The sequence below is a fragment of the Pseudomonas sp. P1.8 genome (genome assembly GCF_001269805.1).
Classification (GTDB): domain Bacteria; phylum Pseudomonadota; class Gammaproteobacteria; order Pseudomonadales; family Pseudomonadaceae; genus Aquipseudomonas.
This window is the reverse complement of sequence record NZ_LHVM01000010.1, coordinates 188,998-204,358: the sequence shown is the minus strand read 5'-3', so window position 1 is coordinate 204,358 and position 15,361 is coordinate 188,998. Positions and strand designations below refer to the sequence as shown.

Sequence of the window (15,361 nt, the reverse complement as noted above, 5' to 3'; positions counted from 1 at the left end):
GGGCATGGAGTCCAGATGCTAGCTCTCTACGTGATGATCCCGGCCGCGCTGCTGATCGTGGCCATCGCCGTCTACATCTTCTTCTGGGCGGTCGACAGCGGCCAGTACGACGACCTCGACGGCCCGGCACACAGCATTCTGTTCGACGATCAGGACCCGAAGCACACCGCTGCCGTCGATGAAGCCAGCGGCCATACGACCAAACCGGACGACAAGGCACCGCCCCATGCTTGAACTGGCGCCACTGCTGGTGTCGGCGGTGATCCTCGGATTGCTCGGCGGCGGGCATTGCCTGGGGATGTGCGGCGGACTGATGGGCGCCCTGACCCTGGCGATTCCCAAAGAACAGCGCAGTCGGCGCTTTCGCCTGCTGCTGGCCTACAACCTGGGACGAATTCTGAGCTACGCCACTGCCGGACTGTTGATCGGCCTCGCAGGCTGGGCGGTGGCGAACAGTCCGGCGGCGATGTTCATGCGCGTTCTGGCCGGCCTGCTGTTGATCGCCATGGGCCTGTATCTGGCCGGATGGTGGAGCGGGCTGACCCGTATCGAAAGCCTTGGTCGCGGGCTTTGGCGGCACATTCAACCCGTGGCCAACAAGTTGCTGCCAGTCTCAAGCATTCCCCGCGCACTGTTGCTGGGTGCACTCTGGGGCTGGCTGCCGTGCGGCCTGGTTTACAGCACCCTGCTGTGGTCGGCCAGCCAGGGCAACGCACTGGACAGCGCATTGTTGATGCTCGCGTTCGGGCTCGGTACGTGGCCGGTGCTGTTGGCCACCGGGCTGGCTGCCGAGCGGGTGACGGCGCTGTTGCGCAAACGCAGCGTGCGCATGGCCGGTGGGTTGCTGGTGATGCTATTCGGCATCTGGACATTGCCGGGGCCGCATCAGCACTGGTTGATGGGGCATTAGATCGGTGGCGCGCCTTTCGCGAGCAGGCTCGCGCCCACAATTGAAATGCATTCCCCTGTGAGCGCGAGCCTGCTCGCGATGAGGCCGCATAGCTCCCGCCACTCTTGACCCTTGATGCAAATCAAGATACCCCCACCCGCCCTCGCATAAAGTGCCCGACACTGCCAGCCTATCCGGGGGAATGCCCGCATGATGCTCGACGCCATTCGTTGGGACACCGATCTGATCCGCCGTTATGACCTGGCGGGACCGCGCTATACCTCTTATCCGACAGCCGTTCAATTCCACAGCCAGGTCGGCACGTTCGACCTGTTCCATGCCTTGCGCGACAGCCGCAAGGCCCTGCGTCCATTGTCGTTGTATGTGCATGTGCCGTTTTGCGCGAACATTTGCTACTACTGCGGCTGCAACAAGGTCATCACCAAGGACCGCGGGCGAGCACTGCCTTATTTGCAACGGCTGGAACATGAAATCCAGCTGATCGCCTGCCACCTCGACCCCACGCAAAAAGTCGAGCAACTGCATTTCGGTGGCGGCACGCCGACCTTTCTCAGCCACGACGAACTGCGCCAGTTGATGGCGCACCTGCGCAAACACTTCAACCTGCTGGACGATGACTCCGGCGACTATGGCATCGAAATCGACCCACGCGAGGCCGACTGGTCGACCATGGGCCTGTTGCGCGAACTGGGTTTCAATCGAGTCAGCATCGGCGTGCAAGACCTTGATCCGGCCGTGCAACGTGCGGTCAATCGCCTGCAAAGCCTGGAAGAAACCCGTGCGGTGATCGACGCTGCCCGCACTTTGCAGTTTCGTTCGATCAACATTGACTTGATCTACGGCCTGCCGAGACAGACGCCGGACAACTTTGCCCGCACCGTCGAGGAAGTCATCAGCCTGCAACCGGACCGCTTGTCGGTGTTCAACTATGCGCACCTGCCGGAACGCTTCATGCCGCAACGGCGGATCAACAGCAACGAGCTGCCGACACCGAGTCAGAAACTGGAAATGCTGCAACGCACCATCGATCAACTGACCGCCGCCGGATACCGCTACATCGGCATGGACCACTTTGCCCTGCCCGACGATGAACTGGCGATTGCTCAGGAAGACTCGACCCTGCAACGCAATTTCCAGGGCTATACCACCCACGGGCATTGCGACCTGATCGGCCTCGGGGTATCGGCGATCAGCCAGATCGGCGACCTGTACTGCCAGAACAGCAGTGACTTGAACCAATATCAGAACGCCCTTGCATCTTCGCAACTGGCCACCACTCGCGGCCTGCTGTGCAATGCCGACGACCGCTTGCGGCGCGCAGTGATTCAGCAACTGATCTGCCACTTCAGCCTGGAATTTTCCGACATCGAGCAGGCATTCAACATCGATTTCCAGGGTTACTTCGGCGAACTCTGGCCCCAGCTACAGGACATGGCCAAGGACGGGCTGATCGAGCTGGATCGCGACAGGATCACCATCCTGCCCGCCGGCCGGCTGCTGGCGCGATCGGTGTGCATGGTGTTCGACGCGTACCTGGAACAACACAGCCGCCAGCGCTTTTCTCGCGTGATCTAATTGTGCGAGCAAGCGCCACAGGCTGGCCTGAATATCCTATGGTGGGTTACCCTTACGTCTTATGTGTGATTTCCCACAAGGATTGAAGAAATGTCCGAGCCAGTAAAACTGCGCGCTCACAATCAGGCTCACTGCAAGGATTGCAGCCTGGCCCCTCTTTGCCTGCCACTTTCGTTGAATCTGGAAGACATGGATGCGCTGGACGAAATCGTCAAACGTGGCCGACCACTGAAGAAAGGCGAGTTTCTGTTTCGCCAGGGCGATGCCTTCGATTCTGTCTACGCCGTCCGTTCCGGTGCGCTCAAGACCTTCAGCCTGAGCGACACCGGCGAAGAACAAATGACGGGGTTTCACCTGCCCAGCGAACTGGTCGGACTGTCGGGCATGGACACCGAAAAACATCCGGTATCGGCGCAGGCGCTGGAAACCACCTCGGTGTGTGAAATCCCGTTCGAGCGCCTCGACGAACTGGCCCTGCAACTGCCGCAGTTACGTCGCCAGTTGATGCGCGTGATGAGCCGCGAAATCCGCGATGATCAGCAGATGATGTTGCTGCTGTCGAAAAAAACCGCCGACGAGCGCATTGCCACGTTCCTGGTCAATCTTTCGGCCCGCTTCCGCGCCCGGGGTTTTTCCGCCAATCAGTTCCGCCTGAGCATGTCGCGCAACGAAATCGGCAACTACCTGGGCCTGGCCGTGGAGACAGTGTCCCGCGTCTTCACCCGCTTCCAGCAGAACGAACTGATCGCGGCCGAAGGCAAGGAAATCCGTATCCTTGACCCGATCCAGCTGTGCGCGCTGGCCGGTGGTTCGCTGGAAAGCTGATACAAACCATCGCGGCTGAGCGAAACGGTTCAGCCGCCGTTATACTGCGTCGTTTGCAGCCTGCCAGGACACCCCGACGATGGTCTTCGACTTCTTCGACATCAAATCCCTCATCCGCCCTGTCATCGACTTCCCGAAACCGGGCGTGATCTTTCGCGACATCACGCCGCTTTTCCAGTCGCCGACGGCCCTGCGCCTGGTGATGGACAGCTTCGCCCATCGCTACGTCGAGGCCGACTTCACCCACATCGGCGCCATGGATGCCCGTGGCTTCCTGATCGGTTCGGTATTGGCCTATCAGTTGAACAAGCCGCTGGTGCTGTTCCGCAAACAAGGCAAGCTACCTGCCGACGTGTTGGCTGAGGGCTACGCGACCGAGTACGGCGAAGCCTTCCTTGAAGTGCACGCCGACAGCCTGTGCGAGGGCGATTCGGTGGTGATGTTCGATGACCTGATCGCCACCGGCGGCACGCTGATTGCCGCGGCGAACCTGATCCGCCGCATGGGCGCGCGGGTGCATGAAGCGGCGGCGATCATCGATCTGCCGGAACTGGGTGGTTCGCAGCGTCTGGAAGACATGGGCATTCCGACGTTCTGCCTGACGCAGTTTGCCCTTACCGACAAGTAAGCGGCGCCTGTACTGACGCCTCGCCGGCAAGCCGGCTCCTACAGTCGAGCGCGTCCTGTAGGAGCTGGCTTGCCAGCGATGGCGTCGGTCGCCGCACTGCAAAAACTCAAAGCCCCATCTGCTTGCTGATGATCTCGTTCATCACTTCCCGCGTCCCGCCCCCGATGGACAGAATCCGGTTATCGCGATACAGCCGCTCCACCAGGCTTTCACGCATGTAACCCAAACCGCCCAGAATCTGCACCGCATCGTTGACGATCCGGTCCGCCGTGTCCGTCGCGAAATTCTTGGCCATGGAAATTTCCTTGATCACACTCTGGCCTGCCGCCATTTTCGCCGCCTGCCGGTAGGTGAACTCCCGGGACACCTCCAGCGCCGTGGCCATTTCAGCAAGGCGATGTTTGATCACTTGAAACTTGCCGATTGGCTTGCCGAAGGCTTCCCGCTCTCTGGCCCATGTCAGGCTCTGTTCCAGGGCGAGTTGCGCGGTCATGTTGGCCATCAGCGCCAAGGCCAGCCTTTCACTCTGGAAGTTGCCCATAATGCAGGCAAATCCCATGTTCTCGGCACCGATCAGGTTTGCTGCGGGGACTCGGCAATCGTCGAAAAACAGTTCGGCCGTGTCCGACGCCCACCAGCCCATTTTCTTCAACGACCGCCCCACGGCGAAACCGGGCGTGCCCTTCTCGATCATTAACAGGCTGATGCCGGAAAAGCCCGTCTCACCGGTTCGCACCGCGACGGTATAGAAATCCGCACGGACGCCGCTGGTAATAAAGGTTTTACTGCCACTGACCCGATAGAAATCGCCGTCACGCACGGCACGGGTTTGCAAGTTGGCGACATCGGAACCGCCACCGGGCTCGGTGATGGCCAGGGCGCTGATTTTCTCGCCAGCCAGCACCTGTGGTACCACACGCTCACGAACGTCAGGCCTGGCCCATTTGAGAATCGGCGGCAAACCGATATCGAGCGAACCGAGCCCGGCCACCAGGCCTCCAGAGCCACATCGCATCAACTCTTCGCTGGCGGCGATTTTGGCGAACAGGTCCCCTTCGTGACTGCCACCCAACGTTTCCGGGTAGCCCATGCCGAGAATCCCTGCTGCGCCAGCCTTGAGGTAAAGTTCCCGGGGAAAGCCTTCAGCCTCTTCCCACTGATCAATATCCGGAAGAATCTCGCGTTCGACGAAACGCCTGACGCTGTCGCGGACCCGTTGGTGGCTGGGATCGAAGTATTCCTGAAAGGCAGGCATCGGCGAACTCCACTGAAGGCTTCAGCAAAGTTAACCGAGCGCTTGCTTGGTTTTCAAGCAATGAATCCGAGAATCAAAAGATCGCAGGCTGCGATCTTTTGCTTTAGTCAGAGAGTAATCGGCTTACGCCCTGCAAACGAATGCGCCAACGTCCCACCATCTACCAGCTCCAGCTCGCCACCCAGCGGCACGCCATGGGCGATGCGCGAAGCGATCAGACCTTTGCTGCTGAGCAATTGGGCGATGTAGTGCGCTGTGGCTTCACCTTCTACGGTCGGGTTGGTGGCGAGAATGACTTCAGCAAAGGTGCCAGCCTCTTCAATCCGCGTCATCAACTGCGGAATACCGATAGCCTCCGGCCCCAGCCCATCGAGCGGCGACAAATGCCCCTTGAGCACGAAATAACGACCACGGAAACCGGTCTGCTCGACCGCATAGACATCCATCGGCCCTTCCACCACGCAGAGCAAGGTATCGTCTCGCCGGGTGTCGGCGCATTGCGGGCATAGGTCATCTTCGGTCAACGTGCGGCACAAACGGCAATGACCCACCCCTTCCATGGCCTGCTTCAAAGCCAGTGCCAGTCGCGAGCCACCGCTGCGATCACGTTCAAGCAACTGCAACGCCATGCGCTGGGCAGTTTTCTGACCCACACCTGGCAGGATTCGCAGGGCGTCGATCAGTTGGCGAATCAAAGGGCTGAAGCTCATGGTGGAAAAGTCCGACATAACAACGAGACGCGGTTTATACCCGCGCCTCGAATACGCGTCAAATCAGTCTTGAGCGACGCGCACCACCAGCTTGCCAAAGTTGCGCCCCTCCAGCAGGCCGATAAATGCACCGGGAGCGTTCTCCAGGCCATCGACCACATCTTCGCGGAACTTCACCTTGCCTTCACGCACCCAAGGCGCCATCGCGCTGATGAACTCGGGCTGACGGTCACCGTAATCGTCAAACACGATAAAGCCCTGGATTCGCACTCGTTTGGTCAACAGCGTGCGCTGCAACAGTGGCAGGCGATCCGGTCCGCTCGGCGCCTCATGAGCATTGTAGGAAGCGATCAATCCACACAGCGGAATTCGCGCCTTGGGGTTGAGCAACGGAACGACGGCATCGAATACCTTACCGCCGACGTTTTCGTAGTAGACATCGATGCCCTCGGGGCACGCCCGGGCCAGTTCATCGGCGAAGTCCGGACTCTTGTGGTCGATGCAGGCATCGAAGCCCAACTCCTCAACCACATAGCGGCACTTGTCCACACCACCCGCCACGCCGACTACCCGCAAGCCTTTGATCTTCGCCACCTGGCCGACCACCGAACCCACGGCACCGGACGCTGCCGCAACCACCAGCGTCTCACCGGACTTGGGCTGCCCGATGTCCATCAGGCCCATGTAGGCGGTCATGCCCGGCATGCCCAGCACACCCAGGGCCAATGACGGGCTCGGCAATCCGTTCGGAACGGGAATGATGCTGCGACCGTCATTGATGCTATGGCTCTGCCAACCTGTGGCGCCCACCACCCAATCGCCTTCCTGAAACTTGGGATTGAGTGAGCGCTCGACCCGGCTCACAGCACCACCGGTCATCACCCCGCCGATTTCCACCGGTGCGGCGTAAGACGGGGCATCACTCATGCGACCACGCATGTAAGGATCCAGCGACAGATAAACCGTCTTGAGCAATACCTCGCCATCGGCCAGATCCGGCAGAGCCACCCGCTCCAGACGAAAATTCTCCGGCGTCGGCGCGCCTACCGGACGCGAGGCGAGGACAATGCGTTGGTTGAGGGTCATGGGGTCGGACATAGTGGCGTCTCCTTTGATCGATGAGTGACTACAGGGGAGCAGACCTTTGTGGCGGTATGGCGTTCGATGTTTCTTCTGGGACCGAGTCGACTCCATCGCGAGCAGGCTCGCTCCTACAAGGGACCAGCACCAAATTCTCTGTGAGAGCGAGCCTGCTCGCGATAGTTATCTCACAGACACCGCAAACCAAACGCCAGAAACAAAAATGCCAGGCGCAATGCCTGGCATTTTTTTGTAGCCCATCCGACGCGCTTTAGCGAATCAGAACGGCAGTTTCATGCCCGGTGGCAGTTGCATGCCGGCGGTCATGCTGCCCATTTTGTCCTGGCTGTTGGCTTCGATCTTGCGCACGGCGTCGTTGACGGCGGAGGCGATGACCGCTTCCAGCATTTCCTTGTCGTCTTCGCTCATGCCTTCAACCAGGCTCGGGTCGATGGTCACGCTCTTGACGTCGTGACGACCGGTCATGACCACCGTGACCATATCGCCACCGGCCTTACCGATGACTTCGGCGTTGGCCAGTTCTTCCTGCATCTTGGCCATTTTTTCCTGCATCTGCTGCGCCTGCTTCATCAGGCCGGCCATGCCACCTTTCATCATGGGAATCACCTCAAAAGTACTTGGATCAAAACAGCGCTCGGCCTGTGCGGCCGAACGCCTTCAGTTATTAGCCCTGAGTGACCAGGACGTCGACAGGTTCAATAGTATCGTTTCGGACCACTGCACCGAACTGCTGCATCATCTGCTGGATGAACGGATCACCGTGGATCGATTCCTCCGCCTCGCGCTGACGATCGGCGCGACGGCGCGATGCCGCTTGTGCCGGGGTTTCCTGCTCAGGCTTGATCAGCTCGATGCTCAGGGTCAGCGTGCGCTGATGATACTGGTTCAATGCATCGTTAAGGCGACGCTGCTGAGTGGCGTTGAACAAAGCACTGTGGGCCGGATCCAGGTGCATCAGCCAGTTGTCGCCATCGACCGCGATCAACGTGCAGTTGGCGGCGATACTGCCGGTCATGCCGGAGATCGGCAGTTTCGGGAACAGTTCGAGCCATTGCAGGGCCAGGCCCGTGGCCGGCATTGCCGCGGGCTCCGGCTCGGGCTCCGGCGCTGGATCGGCCGCATGCTCACTGGCCAGATCGTCGAGGTAACTGTAGGCCGAATCCATGTCCGGCTCGATGTAATCTTCGTCCAGCGGCGGCTCGTCGTCCGCGTCCATACCCGGTGTCGCGGCATCGACCTCGGCCACCGACGGTTCGGGAATCGGCGCGGCCGCCCATTCCGGGGCATCCGGCACCACGCTGTCTGGGGTTGGCAGTGGCATCGGCGGCAGTTCGGGTTGCTCGCTGGCGGTTTCCAGCACCGGCTCGATGGCGGGTTGCTGAACGGGCGCGGTTTCTACCGGGTCATTCCACGGCAGGTCAATGACTTCTTCGACCGCGACGGGCTCGGGCTCAGCGACAATCACCGGCGCAACGGGCTCAGGGACCGGTGCAGGCGCAACCACAGGAGCTGGAGACGGAGCAACCGCCACCGCCGCCACAACCGGCGAGGCAGCCACTGGTTTGGCAGAATCAACCGTGGCCTGGCTGATCCCCACTGGCTTTAGCGGCTGTCTCGGGGCGTCGACTGTCTCAGCTGGCCGGAATGCAAGCATCCGCAGCAGCACCATCTCGAAACCACCGCGCGGGTCCGGCGCCAGCGGCAAATCACGGCGTCCGATCAGACCCATCTGGTAGTAGAACTGCACGTCTTCGGCCGGCAAGGCCTGGGCCAGTGCCAGCACCCGGTCGCGGTCGCCGTGGCCGTTGTCGACGCCTTCCGGCAAGGCCTGGGCGATAGCGACGCGGTGCAGCACGTTGAGAATTTCCGAGAGCACGCCGTTCCAGTCCGGGCCTTGTTCGGCCAAATGACGGACGGCCTCGAGCAATGCCTTGGCGTCACCTTCGATCAACGCATGCAAAACGTCGTAAACCTGACCGTGATCGAGGGTACCGAGCATCGCCCGCACATCGGCGGCCATGACTTTGCCTTCACCGAAGGCGATGGCCTGGTCGGTCAGGCTCATGGCATCGCGCATCGAACCGTCGGCGGCACGACCCAGCAGCCACAGTGCGTCGTCCTCGAACGGTACGTTCTCGACCCCCAACACATGGGTCAAATGCTCGACCACCCGCTCCGGCGTCATGTTCTTCAAGGAGAACTGCAGGCATCGCGAGAGAATCGTTGCAGGAAGTTTCTGCGGATCAGTGGTAGCCAGGATGAACTTGACGTAGGGTGGCGGCTCTTCAAGGGTTTTGAGCAGCGCATTGAAAGAATGGCTCGAGAGCATGTGCACTTCGTCGATCAGATAGACCTTGAAGCGCCCACGGCTAGGCGCGTACTGCACGTTGTCGAGCAACTCGCGGGTGTCTTCGACCTTGGTGCGGCTCGCGGCGTCGATCTCGATCAGGTCGACGAAGCGGCCCTCGTCGATCTCGCGGCAAACCGAACATTCGCCACACGGCGTGGAAGTGATGCCTGTTTCACAGTTCAGGCATTTGGCGATGATCCGCGCGATGGTGGTCTTGCCGACCCCACGGGTACCGGTAAACAGGTAGGCGTGGTGCAGCCGCTGGCTGTCCAAGGCATTGATCAGAGCCTTGAGCACATGGGTCTGGCCGACCATTTCGCGGAACGAGCGCGGACGCCATTTACGTGCAAGAACCTGATAACTCATCGAAAACCGTCGCAGCGAAGGAAGCAGAAGCGGCTAATGCTAGCGGAGCAAGGCGCAAATTGCATCCGGCGCGCTCGTGTATTCTGGCGAGGCTGCGTTTTGCAGGCCTTTAATGGAGTGTTTATGCGGCTGGCCTTGGGGGCAGTGCTATTGACCAGCCTGGATAGCACAGCCGCCGAGCCCCCGCTGCGCTTCGTCGTGCCCGACAGCTGGGCAATGCCGATGGTCCAACTTGAACATGGCCGGCCGACCCAGGGCATCCTGTATGACGTGATGCTCAGCCTTGCCACACAGGTCGGCGTTGCGGCGGAGTTTCACGTGCTACCCCGAGCCCGTGTCCAGAGTGCCATGGAACACGGTGAGGTCGACGTGCGCTGCTACGCCGCCCAGTCGTGGCTGCCCAATCAATCTGGCGATTACATCTGGAGCATTCTGCTCTGGAGCCAACCCGACCTGCTGATCCGCCGTCCTGCCGCTGCACCTGCGATTATCCCGGCGAACTTGCCGCACCAATCCATCGGCACCGTCCTCGGCTATAGCTATCCGACCCTGCAACCGCTGTTCGATGCCCGGCAACTGCGTCGCGACGATGCGCGCAACCAGGAACAGGTGCTGGAAAAACTCCACGCCGGGCGCAATCAGTATGCGGTCAGCAATCAATGGACGCTGGACTGGTTCAACCAGCGCCTGCTGCCAAAGCAGCAGCTGCAAAGCGTGGCGATACTGCAGGAGCAAAAGGTCGGTTGCTACGTGCGCAACGACCCGCAAGTGCCTGTGCAACGCATTCTGCGCACCCTGCTACAGATGAAAATGTCCGGCGAGATCGATGACATCATTCGGCTGTACATCGGCCAGCCCTAGCGTCGCACACAAAAAACGCGCACAGCAAAATGCCGCCCCGGACAAGATCCATGGCAGAAAAAGAGAAAGTATGAGTTGGAAAAAAACGCTCACAGAGCGTTAAGGTGGTAACCCCACCAGCCACACCCCGGCACACAATGTTCCCGCTGTGGCTGCTGCCTTCCGGCTCTGACCAGGTTCACGGGTAATCGTTGCGGGGGGACCGATGGGGTCACCATAACGACGCTCACCTGTCGGCGAGCCGCGCCATTGTACCTATCTGAAGCAAAGTTACAACCGTTCGGACAGATAAAAAATATGAGCATGGTCAAGGACATGCGATGGCCTTGAAAAGGGTGGCGCCTGCGGCAGGCTATACCACCACGATTCTCCTTTTCCTTCCATGGCCGGCGCTAACTCAAAGGGATGCTTAATTGACGTCAGGATTTCAGCTGCAACCCTGAGCATCACGCTAACCATTAAAACAATGCCACCGGCGTCGCAGTCTTGCGAGACAACACCCGCAACTCATGAGCCGCTTTTCGGAGTTGCTGGGACATGACCGCGTACCTGATGTATTTTCCAGGTTTCCTCGAACAACCAGCGGCGCAAATTTTGTCAATCTCGCCCGGTGAATACTAAAACTTAATAGGCATAAACATTAATTTCCCATTCAACGTCGCTGATATATCAATATTCATCAACGCCTCAATTATATTACTCACACTCTCATCAGGCATCACATCTTCCGAGAGGGCATCACCTATTTCATCCTCACTCAGTGAGCCATGCAACTTCAACTGTACAATATTTTTTATTCGAACCATTTCTCCCGGCTCACTAGCACCCGTCAAATAACCCTCCTCATAGTCAGACGACAACTCTTTCAGCACTTCCTCCAGAACGCTATCAAATGCCTTCTCAAATCCTAATGCATCATAAAAATCAACGTTAGCTACTGAATCACCGATAGACAAATGAGTTCGAAAATCCGAACCCCCGAACAGTTCGCTCTTGCTGAACCCCTCGTTAACGACCACGTCGGCGTCTAGATACAATCCGCCATACTGATAAAGAGACAACAGTTCAGCCAAATCCGAAAGGGATTTTTCTTTACCTGCGTTATCAGCCCCCTCAATTTCCGAGTAAATAGCTTCGATGTTTTTAAATGATATTTCATCATTTTTTGGCTTTATATATTTCAGCTCACCTGCATCCTTGATTTCAAAGTTTGAAAAATCACCTGAGACATCTGGGAATGCCTCTCTCGCTCGACCATCAAACCAAAGATACACCTTACTCTGTGAGCTTTTTTGAATTGTATTGACTATATTTGACGATACGTCGGCAGGTACTGCCCCATGGTAAAAAATATGAATTGTTAGCTTATCTTCATCAGGTGCCAACCCATCGAGATCTCTCAGTGTCACTGGATTATTCACAACCATGCAGTACAAGTTCAACCCAGCCACATCCCCCGCCGGATCAGCATTGATCCAACGCTGCAACCACGGCGCATAATACCTATAGCCATAGTAGTACAGCCCCGTCGCATCGCGCTCCTTCCCCGAATATCGCACGATCTTGTACTTCGCTTCGACTGAACTCTTCGCCGCCCACCACGCCGTGCCGCCATAGGGGTAGTAATATTCTTGACTGAGCAACTCGGCGTAATGATCTAATTCAAGCGTACTGCTGCTCAGGTGATCATTCAGGCAATAACGTATCTGATCGTTACTAATGCCTTTGCGCAACCCGCTTTCCCAATGCAATAAACGCACGCCATTACGACCGGCTTGCGCAACGACCACTTGCAAGTGTTCGCCTGATGTCCGCGTCCGAATTTCCAGTCCTGGCAAATAACGCACTTCACTTATGTGTTCGCCACCACGGGATTTGACTCGGCGCACTTTACGCACCCGCAAGCCACCACCGTCATAAACATAGATTTCGACATCGTCGTCCTGGCCATCCTCCTCGTCGCGCAACACTTGCGTCACTTGTTGCAATTGGTTGCGGGCATTCCACTGCATGACCTGACCCGCACTCAATTCCAGTTGATTACCGTTGGCATCAAATCCCTTGGTCCAATCAATGGGTGAGTCGCCTTTGAACAAGCTGCGGTTGCTGCGCTCGTCTACCACCATTTCACGGACATAAGTGTTGCCGGCCCCGGCATCGTGCTTGAGCCTGGTTAGATTTGCGCCAGGATCGTAGGTGTAGGTTTGGGTATAATTGCGCCACCGACTGTCGTCTTTCGTGCCAAAAATCTCCAACTCCGGCAACTCCGGGCGAATAGTCTGGCTGGCGTTTTCACGACCGCTAGCGCTCGTTAGTTGGTACAGGGTGTCATATGTATAAGTACTCACGGCCTGAATACGCTGCTGTGCGAACCATTGCACCGGCTGAGAGCGGTCTTCAATGCACTCGATATTGCCTACAGGGTCGTATTGGTAATACAAATCCTGCAAAACTTTGCCACTCAACCTGCTGGCTTTCAGGTGGCATAACCTGCCGTCCTCCGCAGAGTAATGAGCAGTAGTAACTACGTCATTGCCGGCCTGCTCAACCTCGACCTGGCCAAACGCGGTGTAGGTCGAACTTTTGAGTAATGCGACATCGTCCAGATATAGAGCAAATGGCTGGCCCGCGACATTCGCTTCGAACCTTTGCCGGTGACCTAAAGCGTCGACTTGTTCCACCACGCCGCCCAACGCATCGTGACGCCAATGGGTGGTAAAGGCGCGCGTCTCCAGATCGGCTTCGGACGCCGGCCAGCTGGGAACACTCAGTGAGGCGCAAAACTGACGCGCTTCAACCAAAGGCTGGCCAGACAACCCATACGACTCATGCCACAAACTACCCGCCGAATCATCATGGCGAATCAGTCGGCCGCAGCGGTTGACGAGAGCTTCCTCCTCATTCGCGACTGCATAGGCAAAACGCTCCACACAGTGGGTGGTTTGCTCAAGCACCTCCGAAAGTCGCATCAGCTCGTCGTAGTGATAGCTTCGATGCGTTTTCCGACCGTCCCAGGTATCGCTCAACTGTCCCGTGGCGTCATTGCAGGCAAGCCACCAGCCGGCATCGACGCTATCTGCTTGCAGCTCCTTTCCACTAAGGCTATAGAGCGTGGTTCGATTGGGTCGAACGCCGCCCTCTACCTCGCTTAGCGCAAGCAGACGCGGATCCCATTGCTGGTGAACACGCCCACTGGCATCCAGAACATGTCGATGAGTCCTGACAACCTGATCCTCCTCAACATCCTGGCGATGGTATGTAATCATGCGGACAGACAAGCCACGTGAATCCGATACCACTAATGACGGGGTGTGCTGATGCAGGCAAGCTGGCATGAATAGACCTCCATTTCAGGATACGCGTCCTAAATTGCAGCATTGGCAATTGGAGACTAGCAGAGGCAGCAAAAAACGCTGTATGAAGCGATTCCCCTGTACGGACACTCGCTTCATTGCGTCGTTTTATCTACAGGTCCTGCAACACCACATCAGCCCTCCCACCCTCTTGCTGGATCACCAGGTGGATAAAGTGCAGCCTGGCGATCACCGCCGGTGGCAGAACGAACGGATAGAAATCCGGCTGGCCCATGCTGCGTGACAACTCGTTGAGCATCCCGGCCAGTTCGATCCATGCATTGACGAACGACAGGAATGCCGCGCCGCCGGGATGCTGCGGATCGTAGAGGGTGTCGAGCGCAAACGGCTGGTAGTCGAAGTCCATTTCCCGGGCACTCATGCCGAACCCCAGCGCAGTGTCGACTGCATCCATCATGTGCAGGTAATGCGCCCAGGTTTCCGCCCAGTCTTCCCATGGATGCATGGTGGCGTAGGCGCTGACGAAGCGCGCTTGCCAGTCCAGCGATGCGCCTTGCTGGTAATGCCGTTCGAGCGCGTCAGCGTAGCTGGCACGCTCATCACCGAACAGGCTCCGAAACGGCTCCAGCCAATGGCTGTTGGCGATCAGCCGATCCCAGTAGTAGTGACCGACCTCATGACGAAAATGCCCCAGCAACGTGCGATAGGGCTCGTGCATCTGCACCCGCACCTGTTCGCGGTGAGCATCGTCGGCCTCTTTGATATCGAGGGTGATCAAGCCATTGGCATGACCTGTGGTTGGCGGTGTTCCGTCAAGGTCCACGCCGATGAAATCAAATGCCAGGCCGGTTTCTTCGTGGGCGGTTTTAGCAATGACCGGCAGACCCAGCGTGATCAATTGCGCGACCATCCGGCGTTTGGCGGTTTCGACCTTGCACCAGCGTTCGTGATTCTCAGGCATCGACAGGTCGGGAATGGTGCGATTCAGACGACAGGCGATGCACAGCGTTTCGTACTCGTCGACGGGAAGCAGCCAGTTGCATGCGGCGGGTGAATCGAGGTTGGCACAACGACGATACGCACCCGCTGCCGGGTCGGCGTCGAGCACCCAGGTTTGCGCTAGCTCACCCGGTTGCAGCGAGGACAAACGGCTCTGCTCAGGCTGATAACCCAATGCCGCTGAACAGGCCAGGCACTGGCTGTTGCGAAAGAACAGCGATTGCCCGCAACGACAGGGCCAGACCTTGCTGTTACGGGAGTTTTCGCCCATGAAGGGTGCGGCGATGCGCGAGCTGAGCTGCTCGAAGAAACGGAACATGGCGATCTCTCCCTGGGGCTTGCAGAGACTAGATCATTCCCGCTTCAAGAACGTTCCCCTTTTTTGTAGGAGCCGGCTTGCCGGCGAAGGCGGTCTTGAGCCTTGCACCAATCTTTCGGGCCTCTTCGCTGGCAAGCCAGCGCCTACA

At 58.3% G+C, this 15,361-nt stretch carries 13 protein-coding genes and 1 other RNA gene; 6 read left to right on the top strand and 8 right to left on the bottom strand.

The window, feature by feature from the left end; all coding sequences use genetic code 11:
- The first annotated feature begins 15 nt into the window (after positions 1–15).
- The 5 genes from ccoS to AD668_RS09480 all read left to right on the top strand — a co-directional run bounded on the left by ccoS (position 16) and on the right by AD668_RS09480 (position 3,938).
- Positions 16–234 carry a cbb3-type cytochrome oxidase assembly protein CcoS gene (gene ccoS / locus AD668_RS09505; RefSeq protein WP_053157515.1) on the top strand — a complete coding sequence of 73 codons (219 nt, stop codon included), beginning with the start codon at positions 16–18 and terminating at the stop codon, positions 232–234.
- A complete protein-coding gene (locus tag AD668_RS09500; RefSeq protein ID WP_053157512.1) occupies positions 227–910 on the top strand; it encodes a sulfite exporter TauE/SafE family protein in 684 nt (227 codons plus the stop codon). Before ccoS ends, AD668_RS09500 begins: the two co-directional genes overlap by 8 nt.
- 192 nt (positions 911–1,102) lie before the next feature.
- A complete protein-coding gene (gene hemN / locus AD668_RS09490; protein ID WP_053157980.1) occupies positions 1,103–2,485 on the top strand; it encodes an oxygen-independent coproporphyrinogen III oxidase in 1,383 nt (460 codons plus the stop codon).
- A gap of 90 nt (positions 2,486–2,575) precedes the next feature.
- Positions 2,576–3,310, top strand: a complete 735-nt coding sequence (gene fnr, locus AD668_RS09485) for a fumarate/nitrate reduction transcriptional regulator Fnr (protein ID WP_053157506.1) — start codon at positions 2,576–2,578, stop codon at positions 3,308–3,310.
- 79 nt (positions 3,311–3,389) lie between these two features.
- Complete coding sequence (locus AD668_RS09480) at positions 3,390–3,938, top strand: adenine phosphoribosyltransferase (protein WP_053157502.1); 549 nt, start codon at positions 3,390–3,392, stop codon at positions 3,936–3,938.
- Positions 3,939–4,044: 106 nt separating this feature from the next.
- On the opposite strand, the gene AD668_RS09475 is transcribed toward AD668_RS09480, so the two are convergent.
- From AD668_RS09475 to dnaX, 5 genes are all read right to left on the bottom strand, one after another.
- Positions 4,045–5,193 carry an acyl-CoA dehydrogenase family protein gene (locus AD668_RS09475; RefSeq protein ID WP_053157499.1) on the bottom strand — a complete coding sequence of 383 codons (1,149 nt, stop codon included), beginning with the start codon at positions 5,191–5,193 and terminating at the stop codon, positions 4,045–4,047.
- Positions 5,194–5,300: 107 nt separating this feature from the next.
- Positions 5,301–5,903: a recombination mediator RecR gene (gene recR / locus AD668_RS09470; protein WP_053157977.1), complete on the bottom strand. Its 603-nt coding sequence runs from the start codon at positions 5,901–5,903 to the stop codon at positions 5,301–5,303.
- Between the two features lie 63 nt (positions 5,904–5,966).
- Positions 5,967–7,001: an NADP-dependent oxidoreductase gene (locus AD668_RS09465; RefSeq protein WP_053157496.1), complete on the bottom strand. Its 1,035-nt coding sequence runs from the start codon at positions 6,999–7,001 to the stop codon at positions 5,967–5,969.
- A 261-nt stretch (positions 7,002–7,262) separates the two neighbouring features.
- Positions 7,263–7,601 (bottom strand): YbaB/EbfC family nucleoid-associated protein, encoded by a 339-nt coding sequence (locus AD668_RS09460; protein ID WP_053157493.1) that lies wholly within the window; start codon positions 7,599–7,601, stop codon positions 7,263–7,265.
- Between the two features lie 67 nt (positions 7,602–7,668).
- Positions 7,669–9,720 carry a DNA polymerase III subunit gamma/tau gene (dnaX, locus tag AD668_RS09455; protein WP_053157490.1) on the bottom strand — a complete coding sequence of 684 codons (2,052 nt, stop codon included), beginning with the start codon at positions 9,718–9,720 and terminating at the stop codon, positions 7,669–7,671.
- 123 nt (positions 9,721–9,843) lie between these two features.
- Here dnaX and AD668_RS09450 point away from each other — a divergent pair, with 123 nt between their 5' ends.
- A complete protein-coding gene (locus AD668_RS09450; RefSeq protein WP_053157488.1) occupies positions 9,844–10,581 on the top strand; it encodes an ABC transporter substrate-binding protein in 738 nt (245 codons plus the stop codon).
- 111 nt (positions 10,582–10,692) lie between these two features.
- On the opposite strand, the gene ffs is transcribed toward AD668_RS09450, so the two are convergent.
- The 3 genes from ffs to AD668_RS09440 all read right to left on the bottom strand — a co-directional run bounded on the left by ffs (position 10,693) and on the right by AD668_RS09440 (position 15,213).
- Positions 10,693–10,789: signal recognition particle sRNA small type (ffs, locus tag AD668_RS28675), an RNA gene on the bottom strand.
- Between the two features lie 409 nt (positions 10,790–11,198).
- Positions 11,199–13,916, bottom strand: coding sequence for an RHS repeat-associated core domain-containing protein (locus AD668_RS09445; protein ID WP_053157485.1), 2,718 nt, complete (start codon positions 13,914–13,916; stop codon positions 11,199–11,201).
- A gap of 130 nt (positions 13,917–14,046) precedes the next feature.
- Positions 14,047–15,213 carry a putative zinc-binding metallopeptidase gene (locus AD668_RS09440; protein WP_053157483.1) on the bottom strand — a complete coding sequence of 389 codons (1,167 nt, stop codon included), beginning with the start codon at positions 15,211–15,213 and terminating at the stop codon, positions 14,047–14,049.
- Between the last annotated feature and the right edge of the window lie 148 nt (positions 15,214–15,361).